Raw genomic sequence first — 20,538 nt, 5'->3', positions numbered from 1 at the left:
GAGGAATGCCCGCTTGCATCGGGCGGCGGTGATTGCCCATATCAGACACCATGCAGCGCAAATCCACCAGACACCGGGCATTCGATCCCGATCCTGACGCGCCGGAACAGGTCTGCGACCATCCGGGCTGCAACGAGCTTGCCGGCTATCGTGCGCCGCGCGGGCGTGATGCCCTGCGTTCATATTTCTGGTTCTGCCTTGAGCATGTCCGCGAATATAATGCCCGCTGGGACTTCTATCGCGGCATGACGCCGGGCCAGATCGAGGCGCATCTGAGGGCCGATGTTTCCTGGCAACGCCCTTCGTGGAAGCTGGGAACCGGCACGGCAAACAAAGCGGAGTTCAACGAAGACGACGTCATTGATCCGCTCGATATTCTTGGTGCGACCCGTCACAGCCGGGCGGAGCGGGCCAAAGATGCGGCACGACAGCGCGCGTCCGCTCAGGCAGCCGGAATTCCCGAGCCTTTACGGCAGCCACTGGCCACGTTGGACCTGACATGGCCCGTTTCTTTCGAGGACGTGAAAAGCCGCTACCGTGCCCTCGCCCGCCAGCATCATCCCGATGCCAATATCGGCGATGCGACATCCGAGGAGCGTTTCAAGGCCATCGGCTCGGCCTATGCCACGCTCAAAGTCCATTTCACGCGTCAGGACGATTTCGTTTCCTGAATTTTTAGACTGGAAGAGAGAGCATCAAGGCTCCATCTTCTCCAGAACGCCCTGATCCAAGAGCCAGAGAAAGCCCCAGAGTCCCATGAGTGATTTCGCGACGATTGATACCCCGGAAGCCGTGACCACCGCTGAAAACTCCTCGGTCCCGACCAGCGTTCTCGGCGCGCCAGACCTCATGGTCTCCTCGGCAGAAATCTTCGGCATCCGCACGGACATGCAGGTTCCGGCCTATTCCGTGCGCACGGAACACGTCCCCGACATCGACCCGTCTTACAAGTTCGACGAAGACACGACCCGCGCGATTCTGGCCGGATTCGCTTTTAACCGTCGCGTCATGGTTCAGGGCTTCCACGGCACCGGCAAATCGTCCCATATCGAGCAGATCGCAGCACGTCTGAACTGGCCCTGCGTCCGCATCAATCTGGACAGTCACGTCTCGCGAATTGACCTGATCGGCAAGGACGCCATCGTGCTCAAGGATGGCAAACAGGTCACGGAATTCCGCGAAGGTCTGCTGCCCTGGTGTCTCCAGCATCCCTGCGCCCTGATCTTTGACGAATATGACGCCGGTCGTCCGGACGTGATGTTCGTCATCCAGCGCGTGCTGGAAGCCGAAGGCCATCTGACGCTGCTGGATCAGAACCGCGTCATCCGTCCGAACCCTGCGTTCCGTCTGTTCGCCACTGCCAATACGGTCGGACTGGGCGATACGACCGGTCTGTATCATGGCACGCAGCAGATCAATCAGGGCCAGATGGACCGCTGGAACATCGTCGCCACCCTGAACTATCTGCCGCTGGAACAGGAAGTCAGCATCGTCACGTCCAAGCTGAAAATCCCGGCGGACAATCAGGAGGCCACGACGCTTGTTGAGCGCATGGTCGCACTGGCGAACCTCACGCGCGCCGGTTTCATGGCCGGGGATATCTCAACCGTCATGTCCCCCCGCGCGGTGATCGCTTGGGCCGAAAACAATCGTATTTTCAATGATGTGGCGTTTTCTTTCCGCCTGACCTTCCTCAACAAATGTGACGAAGCCGAACGCGGAATCGTGGCGGAATACTATCAGCGCTGCTTCAACGCCTCACCACTGGCCTGATCCCTTGTCCGCTCCCCAGACTTCCCCCACCGACGAAGACCGGCAGGAACGCTTTCGTCAGGCCACCATCGCCACCCTGCGCGCCATGGGTGGTGCGCCGGAACAGGGCGTGGATTTTCAGGGTGCCGTCAGCGGAAACCGCAAAACCGCGCCAGAGGCCGGAAATGTGGAACTTCCCTATTTGTCGCGCCATATGCATGACTGGGAAATCCGTAAGATCCGGGGAGCTGCGGACGCTGCCGCTCTGCGCATGCGGTATCATGTGGACCGGAATACAAACGCTCCGGCTGAGCCCGTAGCCCGGCAGGCTTTCGATGCGCTGGAGCAGGCGCGTTGCGAAGTCTATGGCTCCCGCCACATGGCGGGCGTCCGCGCCAATCTGGAACAGAAACTCGCCCAGCATTGCGCCGAAATCGGCTGCAACCGCATGAAAACGCGGGAGGACATGCCAGCTCCCGTAGCGCTGGATCTGCTCGCGCGTGAAGCCATGACCGGCCATCCGATGCAGGTTCAGGCCGGCTCTGCGCTTGATGAGTGGCGCGCGGCCCTCACGCCTGCAGCAAAGGCCGCTCTTGCTGATATGGCCCGCACCCAGAACGATCAGACCGCCTTCGCCCGCGCCACGACCCGCTTCCTCGGCGCGTGCCAGCTCACGACCGTTCCGGATGAAGACAAAGACCAGACCGCGCCGTCCGATCTGCCGTCCGATGAGGAAGAGACAACCGAAAGCGACGCTCCGGAAACCGAAGGGCAGGATCAGCAGGCTCCGGCTGCAACAGAAGAAGAAGACGGCTATCAGCCCGAAAGTGGCGAAACCGGCCTTTCGGGCGAAAGCGAAGCCACGGACTCCGCCGAGATGTCGGAAGACGGTACGGAGGAAGCTGCTGGCCCTTCGGATCAGCAGGCGGAAACGGGTCCGTCCGAAGCCCTCAATACCTACAAAGCCTACACCACGGATTTCGACGAGGAAGTGAACGCCTCCGATCTGTGTGATCCGGACGAACTGGACCGCCTGCGCCAGAAGCTCGATCAGCAGATGTCCCAGCTTCATGGTCTGGTCTCGCGCCTCGCGCACCGTCTGCAACGCCGCCTCATGGCGCAGCAGCAACGTCGCTGGGAGTTCGAGCAGGAAGAAGGCATTCTGGATGCCGGACGCCTCTCTCGCGTCGTGACGAATCCCACCCTGCCGCTCTCTTGTAAGCACGAATGTGAGACCGAGTTCCGCGATACGGTCGTCACCCTTCTGATTGACAATTCGGGCTCAATGCGGGGTCGTCCCATCGGTACGGCCGCCATCTGCGGTGATATTCTGGCCCGGACACTTGAGCGCTGTGGCGTGAAGGTGGAGGTTCTCGGCTTCACCACGCGGCAATGGAAGGGCGGACAGAGCCGTGAACGCTGGTTCAAGAGCGGTCGCACGGCCCATCCGGGACGTCTGAACGATCTGCGCCACATTATTTACAAGGATGCAGACACGCCCCTACGACGGGCCCGTCGCAATCTGGGTCTTATGCTGCGTGACGGATTGCTGAAGGAAAATATCGACGGCGAAGCCCTGCTCTGGGCCTGGAAGCGCCTGCGTCGCCGGTCGGAGCATCGCCATATCCTGATGGTGATTTCGGATGGCGCACCGGTTGATGACAGTACGTTCTCGGCCAATCCGCACAACTATCTGGAAGACCATCTGCGTCAGGTGATTGCCCGGATCGAAGCGGACCGGGGCACGGAGCTTCTGGCCATCGGCATTGGGCATGACGTGACGCGCTATTATCGCAACAGCGTCACCATCAGTTCCGCCGAAGACCTCGGCGGAACCATGATGGCACAACTCAGCGCCCTGTTCGCGCCTTCAGCCGGTCGTCGCGGAGCGCGATAACGGCGTCCAGCATCCGGTTAGTGTGGGCGGTTGTGGTGCGGTGATTGACGATCGCCGCCCGCACCGCCAGCCGACCGTTGATCCTTGTCGTGGACGGCGCAGCGATCCCGCTTTCATGCAGGTCCTGCACCAGTTCCGAGACTTCAACGTCTTCCAGACCGTCGAGACCGAAACAGACGATATTCAGCGTCACAGGCGCGAGCAGAACCAATCCTTCGGTCCGTTCCACACGCCGCGCCAGATCAGCTGCAACGTCACAGCATGTCTCGACCATGTCTCCCATACGCTCGGACCCGTAATGGCCCAGCGTCATCCAGACCTTGAGGGCCCTGAACCCGCGCGACAGATCCGGGCCGAAATCACAAAACCATGGGGCCCCTGCAGCAAGCCCACGCTCTTCACGCACGAGATAATCGAGGGACTGTGCGAAAGCCGCAGCGTGCTTGCGGCTGTCACGCACCAGCACGCAGCCCGCGTCGTAAGGAACCTGCGCCCATTTATGAAAGTCGAACGCCAGGCTGTCTGCTTTTTCGATGCCGGAAAGCTGTTTTTTGAACCGGGGCGAAAGACAGGCCAGTGCTCCGAAGGCCGCGTCCACATGAAACCAGAGCCCGGCCTCACGAGCGACAGCCTCGATTGCAACGAGATCATCAATCGCCCCGCAATCAACCGTACCCGCCGTACCCGCCACCATAAACGGCACAAAGCCCGCTTTCCGGTCCGCTGCGATCATGTCGGACAAGGCCCCGACATCCATCCGATGATCGGCCAGAACCGGTACACGCCGAAGCGCTTCGCTCCCAAGCCCCGCCAGATCGAACGCCCGGGGCAGACATCCGTGCGCTGTTGTAGCGGCATAGCCGACAAGCCCGCGACCGCCGATCCCATCCTTACGGATCGCAAGGTCCTGCGCGCGGCTCGCCGTAATGACGCTGATGAAATTGGCCATGGATGACCCCGTCACCAGACAGCCTGAGCCATCCTGAGGCATTCCGACCATCTGCAGAGCCCAGCGGATCACCTCGCGCTCGACTTCGATTGGGGCGTGATCGCGTCCACCACAATTGGCGTTCAGCCCCCCGGCCAGCATCTCGGCGAGCATGCCGACCGGGGTTCCTGCCCCATGCACCCATCCCATGAAACCGGGATGGGTATTTCCCACGCCATAAGGCACGACAAGTTTCTGATAGCGGCCATACAGATCGTCGAGGGAATGCCCCTTTTCCGGCAGACCTTCTTTCAGACTTTGTCGGGCAGCGGGCGGCATCGGTCGCCAGACGGGGCCTTCGCCCACATGTTCCATACGGTCAAAGAGCTCATCCAGCATCCGATGCCCGATCTCACGGATGCCGTTCCAGTCCGTGGGGTCCAGTCCGGCCATGAAAATATCCCTTCACCTGAAATCCGTCAGGTGTCTGCGATACAGGGCCGCACACAGGATGTCACGTCAGAGAGAGGTTCAGAACAACGCAGAATACAGGGAAGAACTGCTGTCTGAACTGTCGCCCGTAAAAAGGGAGAGAATGCTGGTTGTGGAACCGTTTCCCCCGTAGAGGGTCAGCATGCTTGCGGGAGTCGTGGTCTTTGTCGGGTGGACCTGCAACAGCGCCAGATACTGCTGGGCGAACTGCTGGATTCCTTTGGTCGTACTGAGTTTGGACAGATCGAGTTTGGAGCCGAGCAGACGAACCTGCTGATCGTAGTCCAGTGCACCAAACTGCGTGGTATCAAACCCCGACACAACTTCCGCCACTTTCAGGAGCTTTGGATCAGCCATCACGTTTTCAAGCGTCATGTCCGTCTTGGCGGTCCGGGTAAAATAGAGCGCATCCCCCAGACCCGGCGTTTCCGTCTGCAGACTGTCTTCGTAGCTATTGGTCAGATAGCTCTGCGTGATGCTCTGAACCGTATCGGCAGAGGCCAACGGAGACGTTGACCAGTCAGAAAACGCTTTGGCGAACGCTTTCCATGACGAATTGCCGCTGGTCTGGGCAAGGGATTTGGCTGATGTCGGGTCCTGCGTCATCAGTTTCGTCAGAACGGCCGTCTCGCCGATCGCCGAAGACATGCCATAAGCGCCCAGCACGACCTTGAGGGCCTTGTAGTTTTTCAGAAGCTGCTGCGGGGTCTTGATCGAAGACGCATCGCTCTTAAACGCCGCAACCGCCTGCTGGGTGGAAACGCTTGTTTTTTCCCACTTGTTTGCCGAAGATTCTTCATCCTTGATGATGGAGACATACTGCGGAATGGCGGGCATGGCAGAAATGGAAGACGACACGCGCATTTCTCCGAAAGAGGAGGAGGTGCCATTATTTTACCGCTTCATTCCCTAATACGGTCTTAACGCTTCTTCTCTCTCCACAGTCCGGAACCCTCTCATGTCCCTGCGCCTTACTCTACTCGCCGCGACTGCCGCACTCCTGACACCCATTGTGGCCAGCGCGAACACACCCGCTGGCCTTCCCGCCTCGTGTATGACCTATGAGCTGGGCGGCACCCAGACCACCGCACATGGCCTAACGGCCAAGACCCTGCATGCAGCGCTGACAGGAACGGACATCACGCTCGACATTCATGGCGTGACGCTCTCCGATTCTTCCGGTCACGTCGAGACCGCAACTCTGGAGCGTTTCAATGCTGTTGCCGCCTATGCCGCTCTCAGCGCCTTTCGCGGCGGCATCAGTCCCGCCTGCAAGGACCAGAGCCTGACGATCAACAGCAGCGACATCCGTGGCGGCACTCCACAGGTCACATGGACGAATGTAACGCTCGCCCGCCCGGGTCATGACATGACGATCCGCAAAGCGTCGATCCAGGCAGTTCAGACGACGCCGGATCTGCGCCTGAAGGTTGAGGGCAGCGGCATCCACGACACCAAGCAGCCACTCATGCCCACGCAGCTTGCGGCGGATCTGACGGTTCAGGGCCTCGACACAGCCCGCCAGCAGATCACGATCAACGCCCTTCATGCCGTTACGGGTAGCAGCGCCATCGACGGCAAGGGCACCATCGACCCCGGCCCCACCGCCTCCACGTCAGCGGCGGACCTGCATATTGGCGTGACGAACGTCGATACCCTCATTGGTGAGATCCGTGATACGGCCCCCAAGAAGGTCGTAGCCGCACTCACCATTGCCCGACTGATGGGTCGTCAAAACGGCGATGCGACCCTGTGGGATGTCGGGCTGAGCGGCGGCGTCGTGACCGTCAACCGCATTCCGCTGCCGTTCTCAGTCCCCTGATGTCTCGACTTCGAGCTTGCGGATCATTTTGCACAGGACGGTCGTGACCTTCTTGGCATAGCCAATACGGGTCGCATTCGTCATTTCGCGGATGACCGCAAGCTTGTGGTCGGGCCGGATTTTTACGCCCGATTCCTTCTTGCGTGCCACCCAGTCGATCAGCGCAGCAGGGTTGCCGAACCGGTTGCGGCGGAACTGGATCACCATGCCCTTCGGCCCGGTTTCCAGACGTTCCACCCCGGCCTCGCGACACAGACGCTTGATCAGAACCACATCCAACAGATTGCCGACTTCCGGCGGAAGCGATCCGAAACGATCCACCAGTTCCGCGCGCATCGCTTCGACTTCGGCCTCATTCGTCAGAGACGCAATCCGGCGATACAGCCCCAGACGCACCGGCAGATCCGGCACATAGGTTTCTGGGATCAGGACAGGCAGGCCCAGAATGATGGTCGGGGTCCAGCTATCCTCTTCCTCCAGACGCTTGCCACGCTCACGACGCATGTCGACCACGGCATCTTCCAGCATCTGCTGATAGAGTTCGATCCCGACTTCCTTGATATGCCCGGACTGCTCATCCCCCAGCAGGTTGCCAGCGCCTCGCAGATCCAGATCGTGGGACGCCAGCGTGAACCCGGCCCCGAGCGAATCCAGCGTCTGCATGATCTCAAGCCGCTTTTCCGACGATGCCGAGAGCGGGCGCGTCTGCGGCCAGGTCAGATAGGCATAGCCCCGCTGCTTGCCACGCCCCACGCGCCCGCGAAGCTGATAAAGCTGCCCCAGACCAAACATATCCGCACGGTGGATGATGATCGTATTCACGCTGGGCATGTCCAGCCCGCTTTCCACGATATTGGTGGAGAGCAGAATGTCGTATTTCCCGTCCGCGAACTCCGTCATGACACGTTCGAGTTCGGTCGGCGTCAGGCGGCCATGCGCCTGTACGGTTTTGGCGTCCGGCACGATTTCAGCCAAACGCTCGGCCATCCTGTCCATATCCGCCAGACGCGGCACGACACAGAAGACCTGACCACCGCGGAAGCGCTCACGCTGGATGGCTTCACGGATCATAACGCTATCGAAGGGCGTGATGAACGTCCGCACCGCCAGACGATCCGTCGGCGGCGTTGCGATCAGGCTCATTTCGCGCACACCGGACAGCGAAAGCTGAAGCGTTCTGGGCAACGGCGTAGCGGAGAGCGTCAGGACATGCACGTCTTCGCGCAGCGCTTTCAGGCGTTCTTTGTGAGAGACACCGAAATGCTGTTCTTCGTCGATGATCAGCAGGCCCAGACGCTCGAATGCCACGGTCTTGGCCAGCAGCGCATGAGTGCCAACGACGATATCTACCGTGCCGTTCGCCATCCCCTCGCGGACCTTCGTAGCCTCCTTGGGCGTTACAAGGCGCGAAAGCTGCACCACATTGACGGGAAAGCCCTCGAAACGTGCCGTGAAGCTGCGGAAATGCTGACGGGCGAGCAGCGTCGTCGGCACCACGACCGCGACCTGCATCCCTGAAAGCGCGGCCACGAACGCGGCCCGCAGGGCGACTTCCGTCTTGCCGAAACCCACATCGCCGCAGACCAGCCGATCCATCGGGCGCCCGGCGCTCATGTCTTCGAGCACATCCGCAATCGCGCGGGACTGATCTTCCGTTTCAATGAACGGGAAACGCGCGCAGAACTCGTCCCACAACCCCTCGGCGGGTGCGAGCATTGGCGCATCTTTCATGGCGCGTGCTGCTGCCGTCTTGATCAACTCACCCGCCATGACGCGGATGCGGGATTTCATCTTGGCCTTGCGGGCCTGCCAAGCCGTTCCGCTCAGCTTGTCGAGCTGAACGCCCGCCTGCTCGGAACCAAAACGGCTGAGAAGTTCGATATTCTCGACAGGCAGAAGAAGTCGCTGCTCCCCGTCATAGAGAATCGACAGATAGTCATGCGCGACCCGCCCTTCCACGACCGTTTCAAGCCCGACATACCGCCCGATCCCGTAATCGGAATGAACGACCAGATCCCCTTCCGCAATCTCGCCGACCTGCGAGATGAACTGCTCTCCACGCTTGCGTCTGCGCGGCGGACGCGAGATCCGCTCGCCCAGCAGATCCTGCTCGGAGACGAAGCACAGACGGTCCGAGACGAACCCGCGCTCCAGCCCCAGCGTCAGCAGGCCGGTCGTGCCTTTTGGCATTCCCGCCGCATCCGGCCAGTCGTCATAGGACGTGACGGTGACGCCATGCTCCGCCAGAAGATGCGAAATCCGCTCCCGCGAGCCCCGGCTCCAGGCCGTAACGTAAGTCCGTCGTCCGGCTTCGGCCCAGCTTTTCACCTGCTGTCCGAAAGCCTCAAACATCCCTGCCCGCGTTCCGTCCTTTGCCCGCGCAAACAGCGGGCCGGGCCGGTACCCTGCATCCACGCCCTGTGCAGTATCTGGCATAGCGAACGCGTTGAGAATTACGGACGGCACATCCGCCAGCATCGATTCCCAGCCGTGTGTATCCAGATAGAGCCGGTGTGGCGGCAGCGGACGGTATGGGATTTCGCCTTCGCGTGTCGGAACGCGCCGGGCCTGATAATGATCAGCGATCATATCCAGCCGCGCCTTGAGGATCTCTGGTGCATGCTGGTCAAAACTGACTGCACCACCCGGCAGATAATCCAGCAGCGTTTCCATCTGATGGCCGTCACCGTCATGGAACAGCGGCAGATAGTGCTCCAGCCCCGGATAGCGCCGACCGTCCGAAACGTTCTCGTAAATCGTGTCGGACGTCGCCGCAGGGCCGAACGAATCGCGCCAGCCGGTGCGGAAGCGACTGATGCTGTCGGGGCCCAGCGAGAATTCAGACACCGGGCGAAGTTCAAAGCGTTTCAGCGTTTCGGTTGAGCGCTGCGTTCCGACGTCGAATGCACGGATGTTCTCGACTTCATCGCCGAACAGATCGAGCCGGATCGGATCGCTTTCACCCGCCGGGAACAGATCGAAAATACCGCCCCGCGTCGCGAATTCGCCTGCTTCCATGACCGTATCGGTCCGGGTGTAGCCGTTGGCCACCAGCAGTTCGATCAGCATGGCCTGATCGAGGCTCTCGCCCGTCTTCACGCTGATGGACTGTCCCCGGAACGCCGAGCGCGGAGGCACGCGCTGGATCAGGCTGTGCACGGTCGTCAGGACAATGCGCTGCGCCTTTGTGGGCTCCAGCAGACGGCACAGCGTCCCTGCCCGTTCGGCGATCAGAACCGGATTGGGCGAAACACGGTCATAGGGCAGACAGTCCCAGGCCGGCAGGCGCAGAACTTCGACTTCAGGCGTGAGCCACGCCAGCATGTCGGCCAGCGCCGCTACGGCGGCGTCATCGCGCGCAACATGCAGCAGTGGTCCGTCATGCTCGGCAAGGCGCTGACGGAGAAGAAAGGCCACGCTGCCATCAGGCACACCCCAAACGGTCGGTCCGAAAGACCGGTCGAAGGACGTTGTGGACATTTCACGGGTCATGGTTTCGTTTTGTTCCATCCTGCTCATGCCCTATACCTTCCGTTCCATCGCCTGTCAGCCCGAGGAGCACGGGAAGCGCCCGTTGTCACGATGCCGTCCGAACAGTTCCCGTCCCCTGCCGATCCCAACCTCGAGACAGAGCATGCGCTCGCCCCAGTTTTTGCGCCGCTGACGAGCCTGCCCGGAATTGGGCCAAGGCATGCCAGCCTGCTCGAAAAGATCGCGGGCGGCCGAAAGGTGCTGGACCTGCTGTTCACCCTGCCCGAACGGGTGGTTGACCGACGCATTCTGCGCACAGTTGCGGACGGACACAATCTCGCTCCCGGCGAAATCCTGACGGCGCATGTCCGTGTCGTTGCCCTGCGCAAAGCCGGACGTCCGGGACAGCCCTCGATCATCCGTACCGAAGACGATACCGGAGCGCTGGATCTGGTCTTCTTCCAGACGCGGAACATGCCCAGCCCGACCGCGGGCGCCGAACTGCTGGTATCTGGCAAAACCGGCAGCTTTCAGGGCGAGCTGACAATGCCGCAGCCCGATCATGTCGTGAGCTGGGCCAAACGCGACAGCTTCCCCTCGCTCGAACCCGTCTGGCCTCTCACCGCCGGGCTTTTCCCCTATACGGTCCGCAAGGCCATGCGCGCTGCTCTGGCCCTCCTGCCCGATCTGCCGGAATGGCTGGACCCTGCCCTCGTTACCCAGCGGAAATGGCCGTCCTTCACGCAGGCTCTGCGCCTGATGCAATCGCCGGAGATCATCCCGCCGGACGTTGCGTGGGAGCCTGTCCGCAACCGTGCGCTGTCCCGCCTTGCAGCCGACGAGCTGCTGGCCGATCAGCTTTGCTTCGGGCTCGCGCGTCTCAAAGCCCGCGAACGGCATGGGCGCAGCTTTCGTGGCACCGGCGCGCTTCAGGATGAAATGCTTCGGCGCTTCGGGCACAAACCCACCCATGCCCAGACCATGGCCATTGCGGAAATCGCTGCCGATCTCTCTGCATCAACGCCCATGATGCGTCTGCTTCAGGGCGATGTCGGCGCGGGCAAGACTTTCGTCGCGATGAACGCGATGCTTCAGGTCGTGGAGTCTGGCGCTCAGGCTGCACTCATGGCGCCGACCGAAATCCTCGCCCGCCAGCATTTCGAAACGCTCTCCCGTCTGTGCCCGACGGAATGTGTCTATCTGAGCGGTACAATCAAAGGCGCGGCCCGGCGCAAGGTGCTCGCGGCCATCGTGGACGGCACGGCAAGAATCGTCATCGGAACGCATGCCCTGTTTCAGGACGGCGTGACCTTCCACGATCTCGGCCTCGCCGTCATCGACGAACAGCATCGATTCGGTGTCCGTCAACGCATGAACCTGAGTGCCAAGGGTGACGCGACGGACATTCTCATCATGACCGCAACGCCCATTCCCCGCACGCTCCAGCTTATGGAATGGGGTGAGATGAGCGTCAGCCGTCTGGACTCGAAGCCCCCCGGCCGCCAGCCGATCCGCACGACGCTGCACAGCATGGACTCGCTCGACAGCGTTCTTGCAGGCATCAGCCGGGCTCTGCGTGATGGCGTGCAGGTCTTCTGGGTCTGCCCGCTCATCGAAAATAGCGAAACACAGGCCGCGGCTGCCGCGGAAGAGCGGTGGGTTTCGTTGGAGCAACGATTTGAAGGGCTTGTGGGTCTCGCACACGGCAAACAGGACATTACCGTTCGTCAGGAAGCTCTGGACACGTTCCGTCTCGGCAAAACACGGCTTCTCGTCGCCACAACCGTCATCGAAGTCGGCGTGGACATCCCCAATGCGTCCGTCATGGTGATTGAACAGGCCGAACGCTTCGGCCTTGCTCAGCTTCATCAATTGCGTGGCCGCGTGGGACGCGGTTCAAAACAGTCCTTCTGCCTCCTGCTCCATGACCGGACCGCTACGCCCACTGCAGTCCGGCGTCTGAGCCTTCTACGCGACACCAATGACGGTTTTCTGATCGCTGACGAAGACTATCGGATCCGGGGTGGTGGAGACATTGCGGGAGACCGTCAGTCCGGTCTTCCCGGTTTCCGTCTGGCACAGGGCGCCCGTCTTGCGCTGCTGCTGACCGCCATGCAGCAGGACAGCGAACGCGAAATCGTCCGCAACCCGCAACTCACTGGTGCGCGAGGCCATGCACTCAGAATTCTGCTCGAAATATTCGACCGCAACGACCCCGACAGACTTCTGATTTCCGGTTAGACAGAAAAATTCACACCGATATAATACTGTGAATTTATCAGTAATGCGTTCAACCGAATTTCATGGAGTCTACGAATGATGGGCAGTCCGGCCAGAGACGTTCAGGAAAAGACGCTCCACGAATACTCTGGCTCCTCTCCGGACAGCCGATCCCTGCTCTTTCGTCTGCTTCTGGCCGCAACAGGCGCAACAGCGGTCGCATTTCTGGATATCCCGGAGAACGGAATACCATCCATTCTCCAGTCCGCAGGATCGCCCCCAGTCGCGCTCTACAAGCTGGACGCTGGCGAGATCATTCTCGCAGCCGAGCAAAAACGAAACGGCAAAACCTTTTTCTCATGTCCGTTTTTCAAAGATTGGTCGCTCATCGGGCTTCCGATTACGAACAGATCATATGACAGTCACCGCAGACAGTTTCTGATCGCCATTCGCCTGAACGGTAGCAGTTTCCTGCCAACGGCCGAAGATTCACTGCAGGACGTGGCCAGGCAGCTTGCCTGTGAGGTTACGGAGAACGCTGGAAAATCCTCTCTTCCCGATCGTGAGGAAAGCCTTCTTGTCCTGCAGCAGTTCATCGAAAGGACGGGGAAACTGCCGCGGCGCGCCGTTTTCAGCCTCATTCATCTTAATCTCGATCACCTTTCCCTAATCAACGATCGATATGGATGGGACACGGCTGATCTTATTCTTGCGGAGATGATCCGGCGCCTGAAAGCCGTCCTGCCGGAAGGGGCTTTCCTCAGCTCGATCGGGGGAGGACATTTCATGGTCCTCACCCCGCCCGGCACAACAGCCGTCACGACCCGCACTCTGGTCAACGCCATCCTGCAGATTTCCAGCACTCCCGTTGACCTGGAGATGGGAGCTGTCCCTTTCTCCATCTCCGCGGGCTGGAGCGTCTATCCGCAGGATGCCGAAGATGCGAACCAGCTCATTCTCGCCGCACGCGCTGCCCTCACCGAAGCCAATCGGACCGGAGGGGGGCATGAACGCCGCGCAAACGCAGAACTCACCAACACCTATACCGTCACGTCCAATCTTGAGCAGGATCTTCTCAAAGCCGTCGAGGACGACGCACTCTTCCTTAAATGGATGCCCATCGTCGATACGGAATCCCAGAAGATTGTCGGACATGAGGCGCTGCTACGCTGGACGCGCCCCGGACACGGCGAAGTCGCGCCGAACCTGTTCATCCATTACGCCGAAGAAGCGGGCATGATTGAAGCGCTCGACAGCTGGAGTCTGCGCAACGCCTGCCTGGCTGCATTGCACTGGCCTGCTCCCTTGAGGGTCTGCGTGAATGTCTCGCCTGTCTGGCTGGTCAACGAACGCCTGGCCCCCCTCATCGATTCAGTTCTGACCCAGACCGGCCTTCCGCCCGGCCGTTTGCAGATCGAGTTGTCCGAATGCCGACCATTCGGACCATCCGACATCGCTTTCCGTGAACTCTCCCGTGTTCGCGCATTGGGCGTGCGCCTCGCCATCGACGATTTCGGGGCAGGCTATTCTTCGCTGGAACGCCTGCGGACTTATCCGCTGGATCAGATCAAACTCGATCGGGCTTTTGTCCAGTATTTGGGCGAAGACATCCGCGCCGACGAAGTAATGTACGCCATTCTGTCACTGGCACGGTCCCTGAATATCACCTGCTGCGCGAAGGGTGTGGAAACCGAGCACCAGATGGCCCTGCTGGACGCCAATGGCTGCGAGGAAGTCCAAGGCTATCTTCTGGGCGCACCGGTTCGTGACAGTCACACCCCGCATCCTGCCTTGACATAAAAAAAGCCGCCTTCTTTTTCATGGAAGGCGGCCTTTTCAGATCAGCGGTCTAAATGGGTCAGAACTTCACGGACAGCTTGAGCGATCCATAGTTGAACAGGCCGGCCTTCTGAGTCTGGAACTGGGCTGTCTGCCAGTTCTGGCTATAGGACAGGCGCACACCATGCCACATCACCGCAACACCGGCATGAACCTCACCCACATCCCATATCTTGTTCACATGCGGCGCATTCGGGCGGACCGTACTGCCCTGAAGCGTCACGTCATATCCCACGGCCTGACCTTCAACACCGCCATAGAAATACCAGGCGAAAGGACGAGTCGCGCGGAACGCATCCGTTCCGTCCAGCCCCGGTCCGATTGTTGCGTTCCCGAAATCGCTATCGAGACCCTGACCAATGCGGAACGTCGTCGCCACATCGGCATAGGTCCGGTAATCACCAGCAGCACCCGAGATCGCGGGCAGCACATCCGCATGAATGCCATAAACATTCAGAACCGGCAGACGCCAGATCCGCCCAGCCTGAACCTGAAAGATCGGCTGATTCGCAAGCTGATGGCCCCAGCCCGTGCTCGGGGTGTCGCTGATAGCCTTGTGAAACCCGTTCTGGACCTGACGCCCGAGTCCTGCCGGGCCAAGCATGCCGAACTGGATTCCCGTAACAGTCCGGGAAAGATCGGTATCGTTGATGAGGTTGACCGTTCCGAGCAGCAGGCCCGCATAAGGACGATCACCCTGGGGCGGGTTATCGGCCTGCGTATCGCGCGGCGTATCAATGATCTGCTGCAAACCGATGCTGATGCGCTGAACGCCTTCTCCCATCAGGATGCGGTTCAGCTTGGCAATCGGGCGCGGCAGATTATCGGTGCCGGACGTCCAGTTGATGCGCAGACCGGACGTATAATACTGATCCGACGTGCCTTTCAGCGTGGAAATTGCATCATTTTCACCCTGAATGGTCCATGTTCCATACGGGTCCTGCAACGGTGTTGCCATGGCAGAGGAAGACAGCGCCAGCACGGCAGTGGCTCCAATGGAAAAAGTCAGTCTGCTTCGCATGGGCACCTCTGTTACGTGCGGGATCCGGGACCGCAAAGTACTGGAAAACGTGTGTATGTCATTTCCACGACCGAAATCAAAGTGTCGAGCTGGCACTTCACAATCTTAAAATCAGCGCGAGTTATGTTTCAGCCTGACATTCCCTGTGGCAGAGAAGGAAAAAACCGTGCTACAGCTTATTGCAGGAGAAAAGCAGCATCGTTTTTTTCCAAATTTTTGAAATTACGTCACGACAGGGTCCGCCCTATCATGGCACCCCAGTCTCGGGATTAGACCGTTGAGAAACAACAGAACCGACCGCAGCAGCTTCAACTCACCTCGCCGCGGCGGGTTTGACGACACATACTCGTCCCAGCCGTCCTATGGCGACCGTGGTGGCTTTGGTGGTGGAAATGGTGGCGGTGGCGGCTACGGCGCACCCCGTCGCAGCAACAGCTTCGTCGCAGCTTCCGGCCCGGAAATCAGCTCCCGCGTGAAGTGGTTCAACACCGAAAAGGGTTTCGGTTTCGTTGAACTGTCCGATGGTTCGGGCGACATCTTCCTGCACGCCAACGCTCTCACCAATGCCGGTGTCAGCGCCGTGAACCCGGGTGCAACCGTCGTGGTCCGCATCGGCCAGGGCCCGAAGGGTCGTCAGGTCGCTGAAGTTCTCTCCGTTGACGAGAGCACGGCAGAAGCCCCGCGCCCGCGCGCCGCTTTTGGCGATCAGCCCCGTTTCGGTGGATCGGCTCGTCCGGGCCGTCCGGCTCCGGACCTGTCCCGCGCTGAAGACATGCGCGGCACGGTCAAGTGGTACAACGCCACGAAGGGCTTTGGCTTCATTACGCCGGAATCCGGTGGCAAGGACATTTTCGTCCACGCTTCTGCTCTCGAGCGTTCCGGCCTGCCGACGCTTGACGAAGGCCAGACGATCAACGTCAAGGTTGTTCAGGGCCAGAAGGGTCCGGAAGCTGCTGAAATCAGCGCTGACTGAATGACCCGGACTTCGGTCTGATTAAAAAAACCGCTGCCAGCTTCTGCTGCAGCGGTTTTTTTTGTGCCCAAAATTGCGGGCGCTGTCTCAGGCCATAAAAAAAGGCCGGATCTGATCCGGCCTTTGCGGGGTTCTTACCCGTAATCCTTACCACTACTGCGGACCAGCCTCGCTTTATCCCGCTTCCAGTCCCGCTCGGCAATGGCGTGCCGCTTGTCTTCCTTGCGACGTCCCTGACCCAGACCCAGCGTCACTTTCGCCATTCCACGATCGTTAAAGTGAATATCCAGCGGCACAAGACTGGCACCCGCACGACTGACCGAATCCAGAAAATGCACGATCTGTTTGCGATGCATCAGGAGTTTGCGTGGTGCTCGCGGTTCGAAACGCGAGAGCACACCGCCCTGATATTCCGGAATATAAGAATTAAAGAGCCAGATTTCGCCGTCACGCTCAGCTGCATAAGCCTCCGTGATGGTCGCGCGTCCAAGACGAAGGCTTTTAACTTCCGGCCCCTTTAGAACAATCCCGGCTTCGGTCGTCTCCAGAATCGTATAGTCAAATCGACCTTTGCGATTCTGCGCAGCAATGCCGTGAGAAATCATGCCGCTCTTGGTTTTCTTTCCCGCCATACCTGCACTCAGTCCAGAAGCTCAAGAGCACGCAGGGCTTCATCAACAGCCAGACGAGTCGCTTCCTGAGGCTCGACCAGCGGCAAACGCAGGGTTGCACCGCACAGACCAAGCCGCGACATCGCATACTTGACCGGCCCCGGATTGCTTTCCATGAACATCGCGTCATGGAGCGGTGTCAGATGATCCTGGATGGCGATCGCATCTTCGATCCGCCCTTCCTGCCAAGCCAGATGCATGTCCGCGCACAGATGCGGCACAACATTCGACGTCACGCCGATACATCCGTCGCCTCCCGCAGCGAGGAACGACAGAACAGTATTGTCGTCACCAGAAAGCTGGTTGAAGGACTTGTCCACTGCCCGACGTACCGAGATCGGCCGTGCCATATTGGCCGTAGCGTCCTTTGTTCCGACGATATTGGGATGTTCTCCCAGACGCGCCATGGTCGCCACCGAAATGTCGACAACAGACCGACCCGGAATGCAGTACAGGAAAATCGGCAAGGGCGTTGCATCCGCAATCGTCATGAAGTGGCGATACAGCCCTTCCTGCGAGGGCTTGTTATAGTATGGCACCACGACCAGCAGACTGTCCGCTCCGACGGAATGAGCGTGTTTCGCCATCAGGACGGCTTCAGACGTGCTGTTGGAGCCAGCACCTGCCATGACGCGGACCCGACCATTCGCCGTTTCGACACAGTGCGCGACAACACGGCTATGTTCTTCGTGCGACAGTGTGGGGCTTTCACCCGTCGTTCCAGCGGGGATCAGTGCCGTTGTGCCAGCGTCGATCTGGCGTTCGATCAGCTTGGCCGAGACGTCGAAATCAATCCGCCCGTCCGTATGCATCGGGGTCACCAGAGCCGTCAGCGACCCCTGATACATGCTCGTGTCAGCCATTGTTCCGTCTTCTGTCATGGGTTCCTGTCCTGCCGTCACGCGGTGTGCCGTGAGAGGCTGCTTGGGTAAACACCCAGAATTCTGAGATCATCACTGACCTGCTCCAGTTCTGCGAGTGCACTGGCCAGTGCTGCCTGCTCGGGATGCCCCTCGACATCCATCAGGAACTGCGTCGCCGTGAACGAGCCGTCCAGCATGTAACTTTCGATCCGCGTCATGTTGATACCATGCCGGGAAAATCCACCCAATGCCGCATAGAGCGCACCCGGACAGTTTCCGACCCGCATCAGGAGCGTCGTCAGAACATCTGTGCGTTCGGGGGAAGGAATGCAAGGCTTGCGGGAGACACGATAAAAGCGCGTCGTGTTGTGAGAGGCGTCTTCCACATTGCTGCGCAGCACCGTCAGTCCGTTCAGTTCTGCTGCGAGAGAAGAAGCAATGGCCGCGTCTTCTTTCCGTCCCCACTGCGCGACCATTTCAGCCGCGCCCGCCGTGTCGAACTGCACCACTGGCTCTACGCCAAGCTCGCTGACCAACTTGCGAACCTGCCCCAGAGCAACCGGATGCGTGTGAATGCGCCGGATATCTTCGATCGTCGCTCCCGGCACACCCAGAAGACAGTGCTCCACGCGCTGGAAATATTCCCCGACAATATGAAGCCCGGCGTCAGGCAGCAGCGCATGAATGTCCGGCACGCGCCCGGCGAGCGTGTTTTCGCAGGCCAATAACGCCTCATCGGCCCGGCCATCATGCACGGCGTCAATCGCATCGGCAAAAGTCGGGCAGGGCAGCGTTGTCCAGCCCGGACGCGCCTGACGGCAGGCCAGATCGGAATAGGCGCCCGGACGGCCCTGAAATGCAATGACCGGCATCAGACCAACCCTCTCACATGCTCAAGATCAGCAGGCGTATCCACCCCTTGAGGGGCATGGTCAATCCTTGCACAGCCGATCGTCATGCCAGCCTGTAGCGCACGAAGCTGTTCAAGACTTTCCCGACGCTCCAGAGCAGACGGCGCAAGAGCCACAAAACGCTCCAGTGCGGTCCGGCGCCAGGCATAGACGCCCACATGATGCCAATGCGGCCCGTCACCCCATGGAATGGGCAGACGCGAAAAATACAGTGCCCGCGTCACATCCGTCCCGTCAAAATCACACGCAATCTTGACGACCTGCGTAGCATCGCGCTCGGCATCGCTCGTTACAGGAGCGGCCAGTGTTCCGATATCGATCGCCGGATCTTCAAGCGGTTTCAGAACAGCGGTCAGGCTGGAAGGCGCAATCAGGGGCAGATCGCCCTGAAGATTGATGACCACGTCATGAGCGCCATCGGGGTCCACGTCCGCCAAAGCGGCATGAACACGATCGGAGCCGCTTGCCAGATCCGAGTCGGTCAGCACGCCCCTTACGCCGGATATCCCTTTGACGGCCTCCAGAATTTCCTCGTCTCCCGCCGCCACGACTACAGGGCCGATCTGCGCCGCCAGAGCCTGACGGGCGACCCGGACGATCATGGGGACGCCACCAATATCAGCGAGGGGCTTGCGCGGCAGGCGGGTGGAAGCAAGTCTGGAGGGAATGACGATGATCGGATGCATGGCTCCTCTGATGCCGCCCGCCACCACGGGCGTCAATCTCATGCAGCGCTTACAGGACAGGAATAGACACAAATCATGACTGAAAACGTGCTGCAAAGTGCCATTGATGCCGCAACGGCCTGCGCGGATATCGCCCGCAAGACCGTCCTGCCCTATTTCCGGACATCCCTGCGCGCCGATGCGAAATCCGATGACAGCCCCGTCACCATCGCGGATCGTCAGGCGGAACAGGCCATGCGCGACATTCTCACAGAGCGCCTGCCGGAACATGCCATTCTCGGGGAAGAAAGTGGCATGAGCGGCACGAATGGCGACTGGCTCTGGGTTCTTGATCCCATTGACGGCACCCGTGCCTTCCTAACCGGTCGTCCTACTTTCGGCACGCTCATTTCCCTTTTCCATAAAGGTCGTCCTGTGCTCGGGCTGATCGACCAGCCCGTAACCGGGGAACGCTGGATTGGTGTGTCGGGACGACCTACGCAGTTTCTGTCCGATCGCCTGCCTGGCACGATCGGCACCCGTCCCTGCCCGAACGCCGCCGAAGCAGAGTTGTCCTGCACCGCCCCGGAGATCATGACCGCCGCTCATGCGCCACGTTTTGCCAATCTGCAGAAACACACTCGCCGCACGTCCTGGGGCGGAGACTGCTACGCTTACGGCCTCCTTGCGCTTGGCCAGATCGACGTCATCGCGGAATGCACCATGAATCCATGGGACTGGGGTGCGCTCGTTCCGGTTGTGGAAGGTGCGGGAGGCCGCATTACGGACTGGCAGGGACAGAGGCTGACGCTCGAAAGCGACGGCACTGTCCTGGCCTGCGGAGACGCAACCCTGCTTCCCGAACTCGTGCACCATCTTTCCTGAAACCCGCTGATCGGCTAGGGAGGGGGCCCCGGCGAACGTGGCGGCAGACATCAGCCGGGGCCGGTCTGGTCACGGCCAGATCTGGTGAACCAGTTTGAATTGAAACCGGAGCCTTCCGGTTCATGACC

Annotated in this window: 16 protein-coding genes; 8 read left to right on the top strand and 8 right to left on the bottom strand. The window is 60.2% G+C overall.

The annotated features are described in order from the left end of the window. Positions 1-50 precede the first annotated feature (50 nt). The 3 genes from JK213_RS06200 (at position 51) to JK213_RS06190 (ending at position 3,649) form a co-directional block, all read left to right on the top strand. On the top strand, positions 51-671 hold the full coding sequence (locus JK213_RS06200; RefSeq protein WP_194262062.1) for a J domain-containing protein: 621 nt from the start codon (positions 51-53) through the stop codon (positions 669-671). Between the two features lie 85 nt (positions 672-756). Next, positions 757-1,773 (top strand): cobaltochelatase subunit CobS, encoded by a 1,017-nt coding sequence (gene cobS, locus JK213_RS06195; protein WP_194262063.1) that lies wholly within the window; start codon positions 757-759, stop codon positions 1,771-1,773. Between the two features lie 4 nt (positions 1,774-1,777). Continuing rightward, positions 1,778-3,649 carry a cobaltochelatase CobT-related protein gene (locus tag JK213_RS06190; protein WP_194262064.1) on the top strand — a complete coding sequence of 624 codons (1,872 nt, stop codon included), beginning with the start codon at positions 1,778-1,780 and terminating at the stop codon, positions 3,647-3,649. Here the strand turns inward: JK213_RS06190 and JK213_RS06185 are convergent. Together JK213_RS06185 and JK213_RS06180 are read right to left on the bottom strand one after the other, a co-directional pair. After that, positions 3,603-5,030 (bottom strand): pyridoxal-dependent decarboxylase, encoded by a 1,428-nt coding sequence (locus JK213_RS06185; protein ID WP_194262065.1) that lies wholly within the window; start codon positions 5,028-5,030, stop codon positions 3,603-3,605. The genes JK213_RS06190 and JK213_RS06185 overlap by 47 nt on opposite strands. A gap of 78 nt (positions 5,031-5,108) precedes the next feature. Continuing rightward, positions 5,109-5,933 carry a DUF1217 domain-containing protein gene (locus JK213_RS06180; RefSeq protein WP_249200426.1) on the bottom strand — a complete coding sequence of 275 codons (825 nt, stop codon included), beginning with the start codon at positions 5,931-5,933 and terminating at the stop codon, positions 5,109-5,111. A 94-nt stretch (positions 5,934-6,027) separates the two neighbouring features. Between JK213_RS06180 and JK213_RS06175 the strand changes: the two genes are divergently transcribed. Beyond that, a complete protein-coding gene (locus tag JK213_RS06175) occupies positions 6,028-6,891 on the top strand; it encodes a DUF2125 domain-containing protein (RefSeq protein WP_194262067.1) in 864 nt (287 codons plus the stop codon). Here the strand turns inward: JK213_RS06175 and mfd are convergent. After that, positions 6,880-10,401, bottom strand: coding sequence for a transcription-repair coupling factor (gene mfd, locus JK213_RS06170; protein WP_194262207.1), 3,522 nt, complete (start codon positions 10,399-10,401; stop codon positions 6,880-6,882). The genes JK213_RS06175 and mfd overlap by 12 nt on opposite strands. Positions 10,402-10,473: 72 nt before the next feature. On the opposite strand from mfd, the gene recG reads away from it, so the two are divergent. Then, positions 10,474-12,603: an ATP-dependent DNA helicase RecG gene (gene recG / locus JK213_RS06165; protein WP_194262068.1), complete on the top strand. Its 2,130-nt coding sequence runs from the start codon at positions 10,474-10,476 to the stop codon at positions 12,601-12,603. A 75-nt stretch (positions 12,604-12,678) separates the two neighbouring features. Then, positions 12,679-14,382 (top strand): bifunctional diguanylate cyclase/phosphodiesterase, encoded by a 1,704-nt coding sequence (locus JK213_RS06160; protein ID WP_228125431.1) that lies wholly within the window; start codon positions 12,679-12,681, stop codon positions 14,380-14,382. Between the two features lie 58 nt (positions 14,383-14,440). Here the strand turns inward: JK213_RS06160 and JK213_RS06155 are convergent, their stop codons facing one another. Then, complete coding sequence (locus JK213_RS06155; protein WP_194262069.1) at positions 14,441-15,442, bottom strand: lipid A deacylase LpxR family protein; 1,002 nt, start codon at positions 15,440-15,442, stop codon at positions 14,441-14,443. Positions 15,443-15,719: 277 nt separating this feature from the next. On the opposite strand from JK213_RS06155, the gene JK213_RS16055 reads away from it, so the two are divergent. Beyond that, positions 15,720-16,415, top strand: coding sequence for a cold-shock protein (locus JK213_RS16055; protein WP_194262070.1), 696 nt, complete (start codon positions 15,720-15,722; stop codon positions 16,413-16,415). 134 nt (positions 16,416-16,549) lie between these two features. Here the strand turns inward: JK213_RS16055 and smpB are convergent, their stop codons facing one another. The 4 genes from smpB to JK213_RS06130 are packed head-to-tail and all read right to left on the bottom strand — an operon-like array spanning position 16,550 to position 19,546. Continuing rightward, the gene (gene smpB, locus JK213_RS06145) at positions 16,550-17,047 is read right to left on the bottom strand and encodes an SsrA-binding protein SmpB (protein WP_062031523.1); all 498 of its coding nucleotides are present in this window, start codon (positions 17,045-17,047) and stop codon (positions 16,550-16,552) included. A gap of 8 nt (positions 17,048-17,055) precedes the next feature. Further along, positions 17,056-17,949, bottom strand: coding sequence for a 4-hydroxy-tetrahydrodipicolinate synthase (gene dapA, locus JK213_RS06140; protein ID WP_194262209.1), 894 nt, complete (start codon positions 17,947-17,949; stop codon positions 17,056-17,058). 35 nt (positions 17,950-17,984) lie between these two features. After that, entirely contained in the window at positions 17,985-18,821 is an 837-nt protein-coding gene (locus JK213_RS06135) for a prephenate dehydratase (RefSeq protein ID WP_194262071.1), read from the bottom strand. Then, positions 18,821-19,546, bottom strand: a complete 726-nt coding sequence (locus tag JK213_RS06130) for a 3-deoxy-manno-octulosonate cytidylyltransferase (RefSeq protein WP_194262210.1) — start codon at positions 19,544-19,546, stop codon at positions 18,821-18,823. The genes JK213_RS06135 and JK213_RS06130 overlap by 1 nt, the downstream gene beginning before the upstream one ends. A 75-nt stretch (positions 19,547-19,621) precedes the next feature. Between JK213_RS06130 and JK213_RS06125 the strand changes: the two genes are divergently transcribed. Further along, positions 19,622-20,410: an inositol monophosphatase family protein gene (locus JK213_RS06125; protein WP_194262072.1), complete on the top strand. Its 789-nt coding sequence runs from the start codon at positions 19,622-19,624 to the stop codon at positions 20,408-20,410. Positions 20,411-20,538 lie beyond the last annotated feature (128 nt).

The organism is Gluconobacter sp. Dm-44 (genome assembly GCF_018256175.1).
GTDB lineage: Bacteria > Pseudomonadota > Alphaproteobacteria > Acetobacterales > Acetobacteraceae > Gluconobacter > Gluconobacter cadivus.
This window is presented reverse-complemented; position numbering and strand designations above follow the sequence as displayed.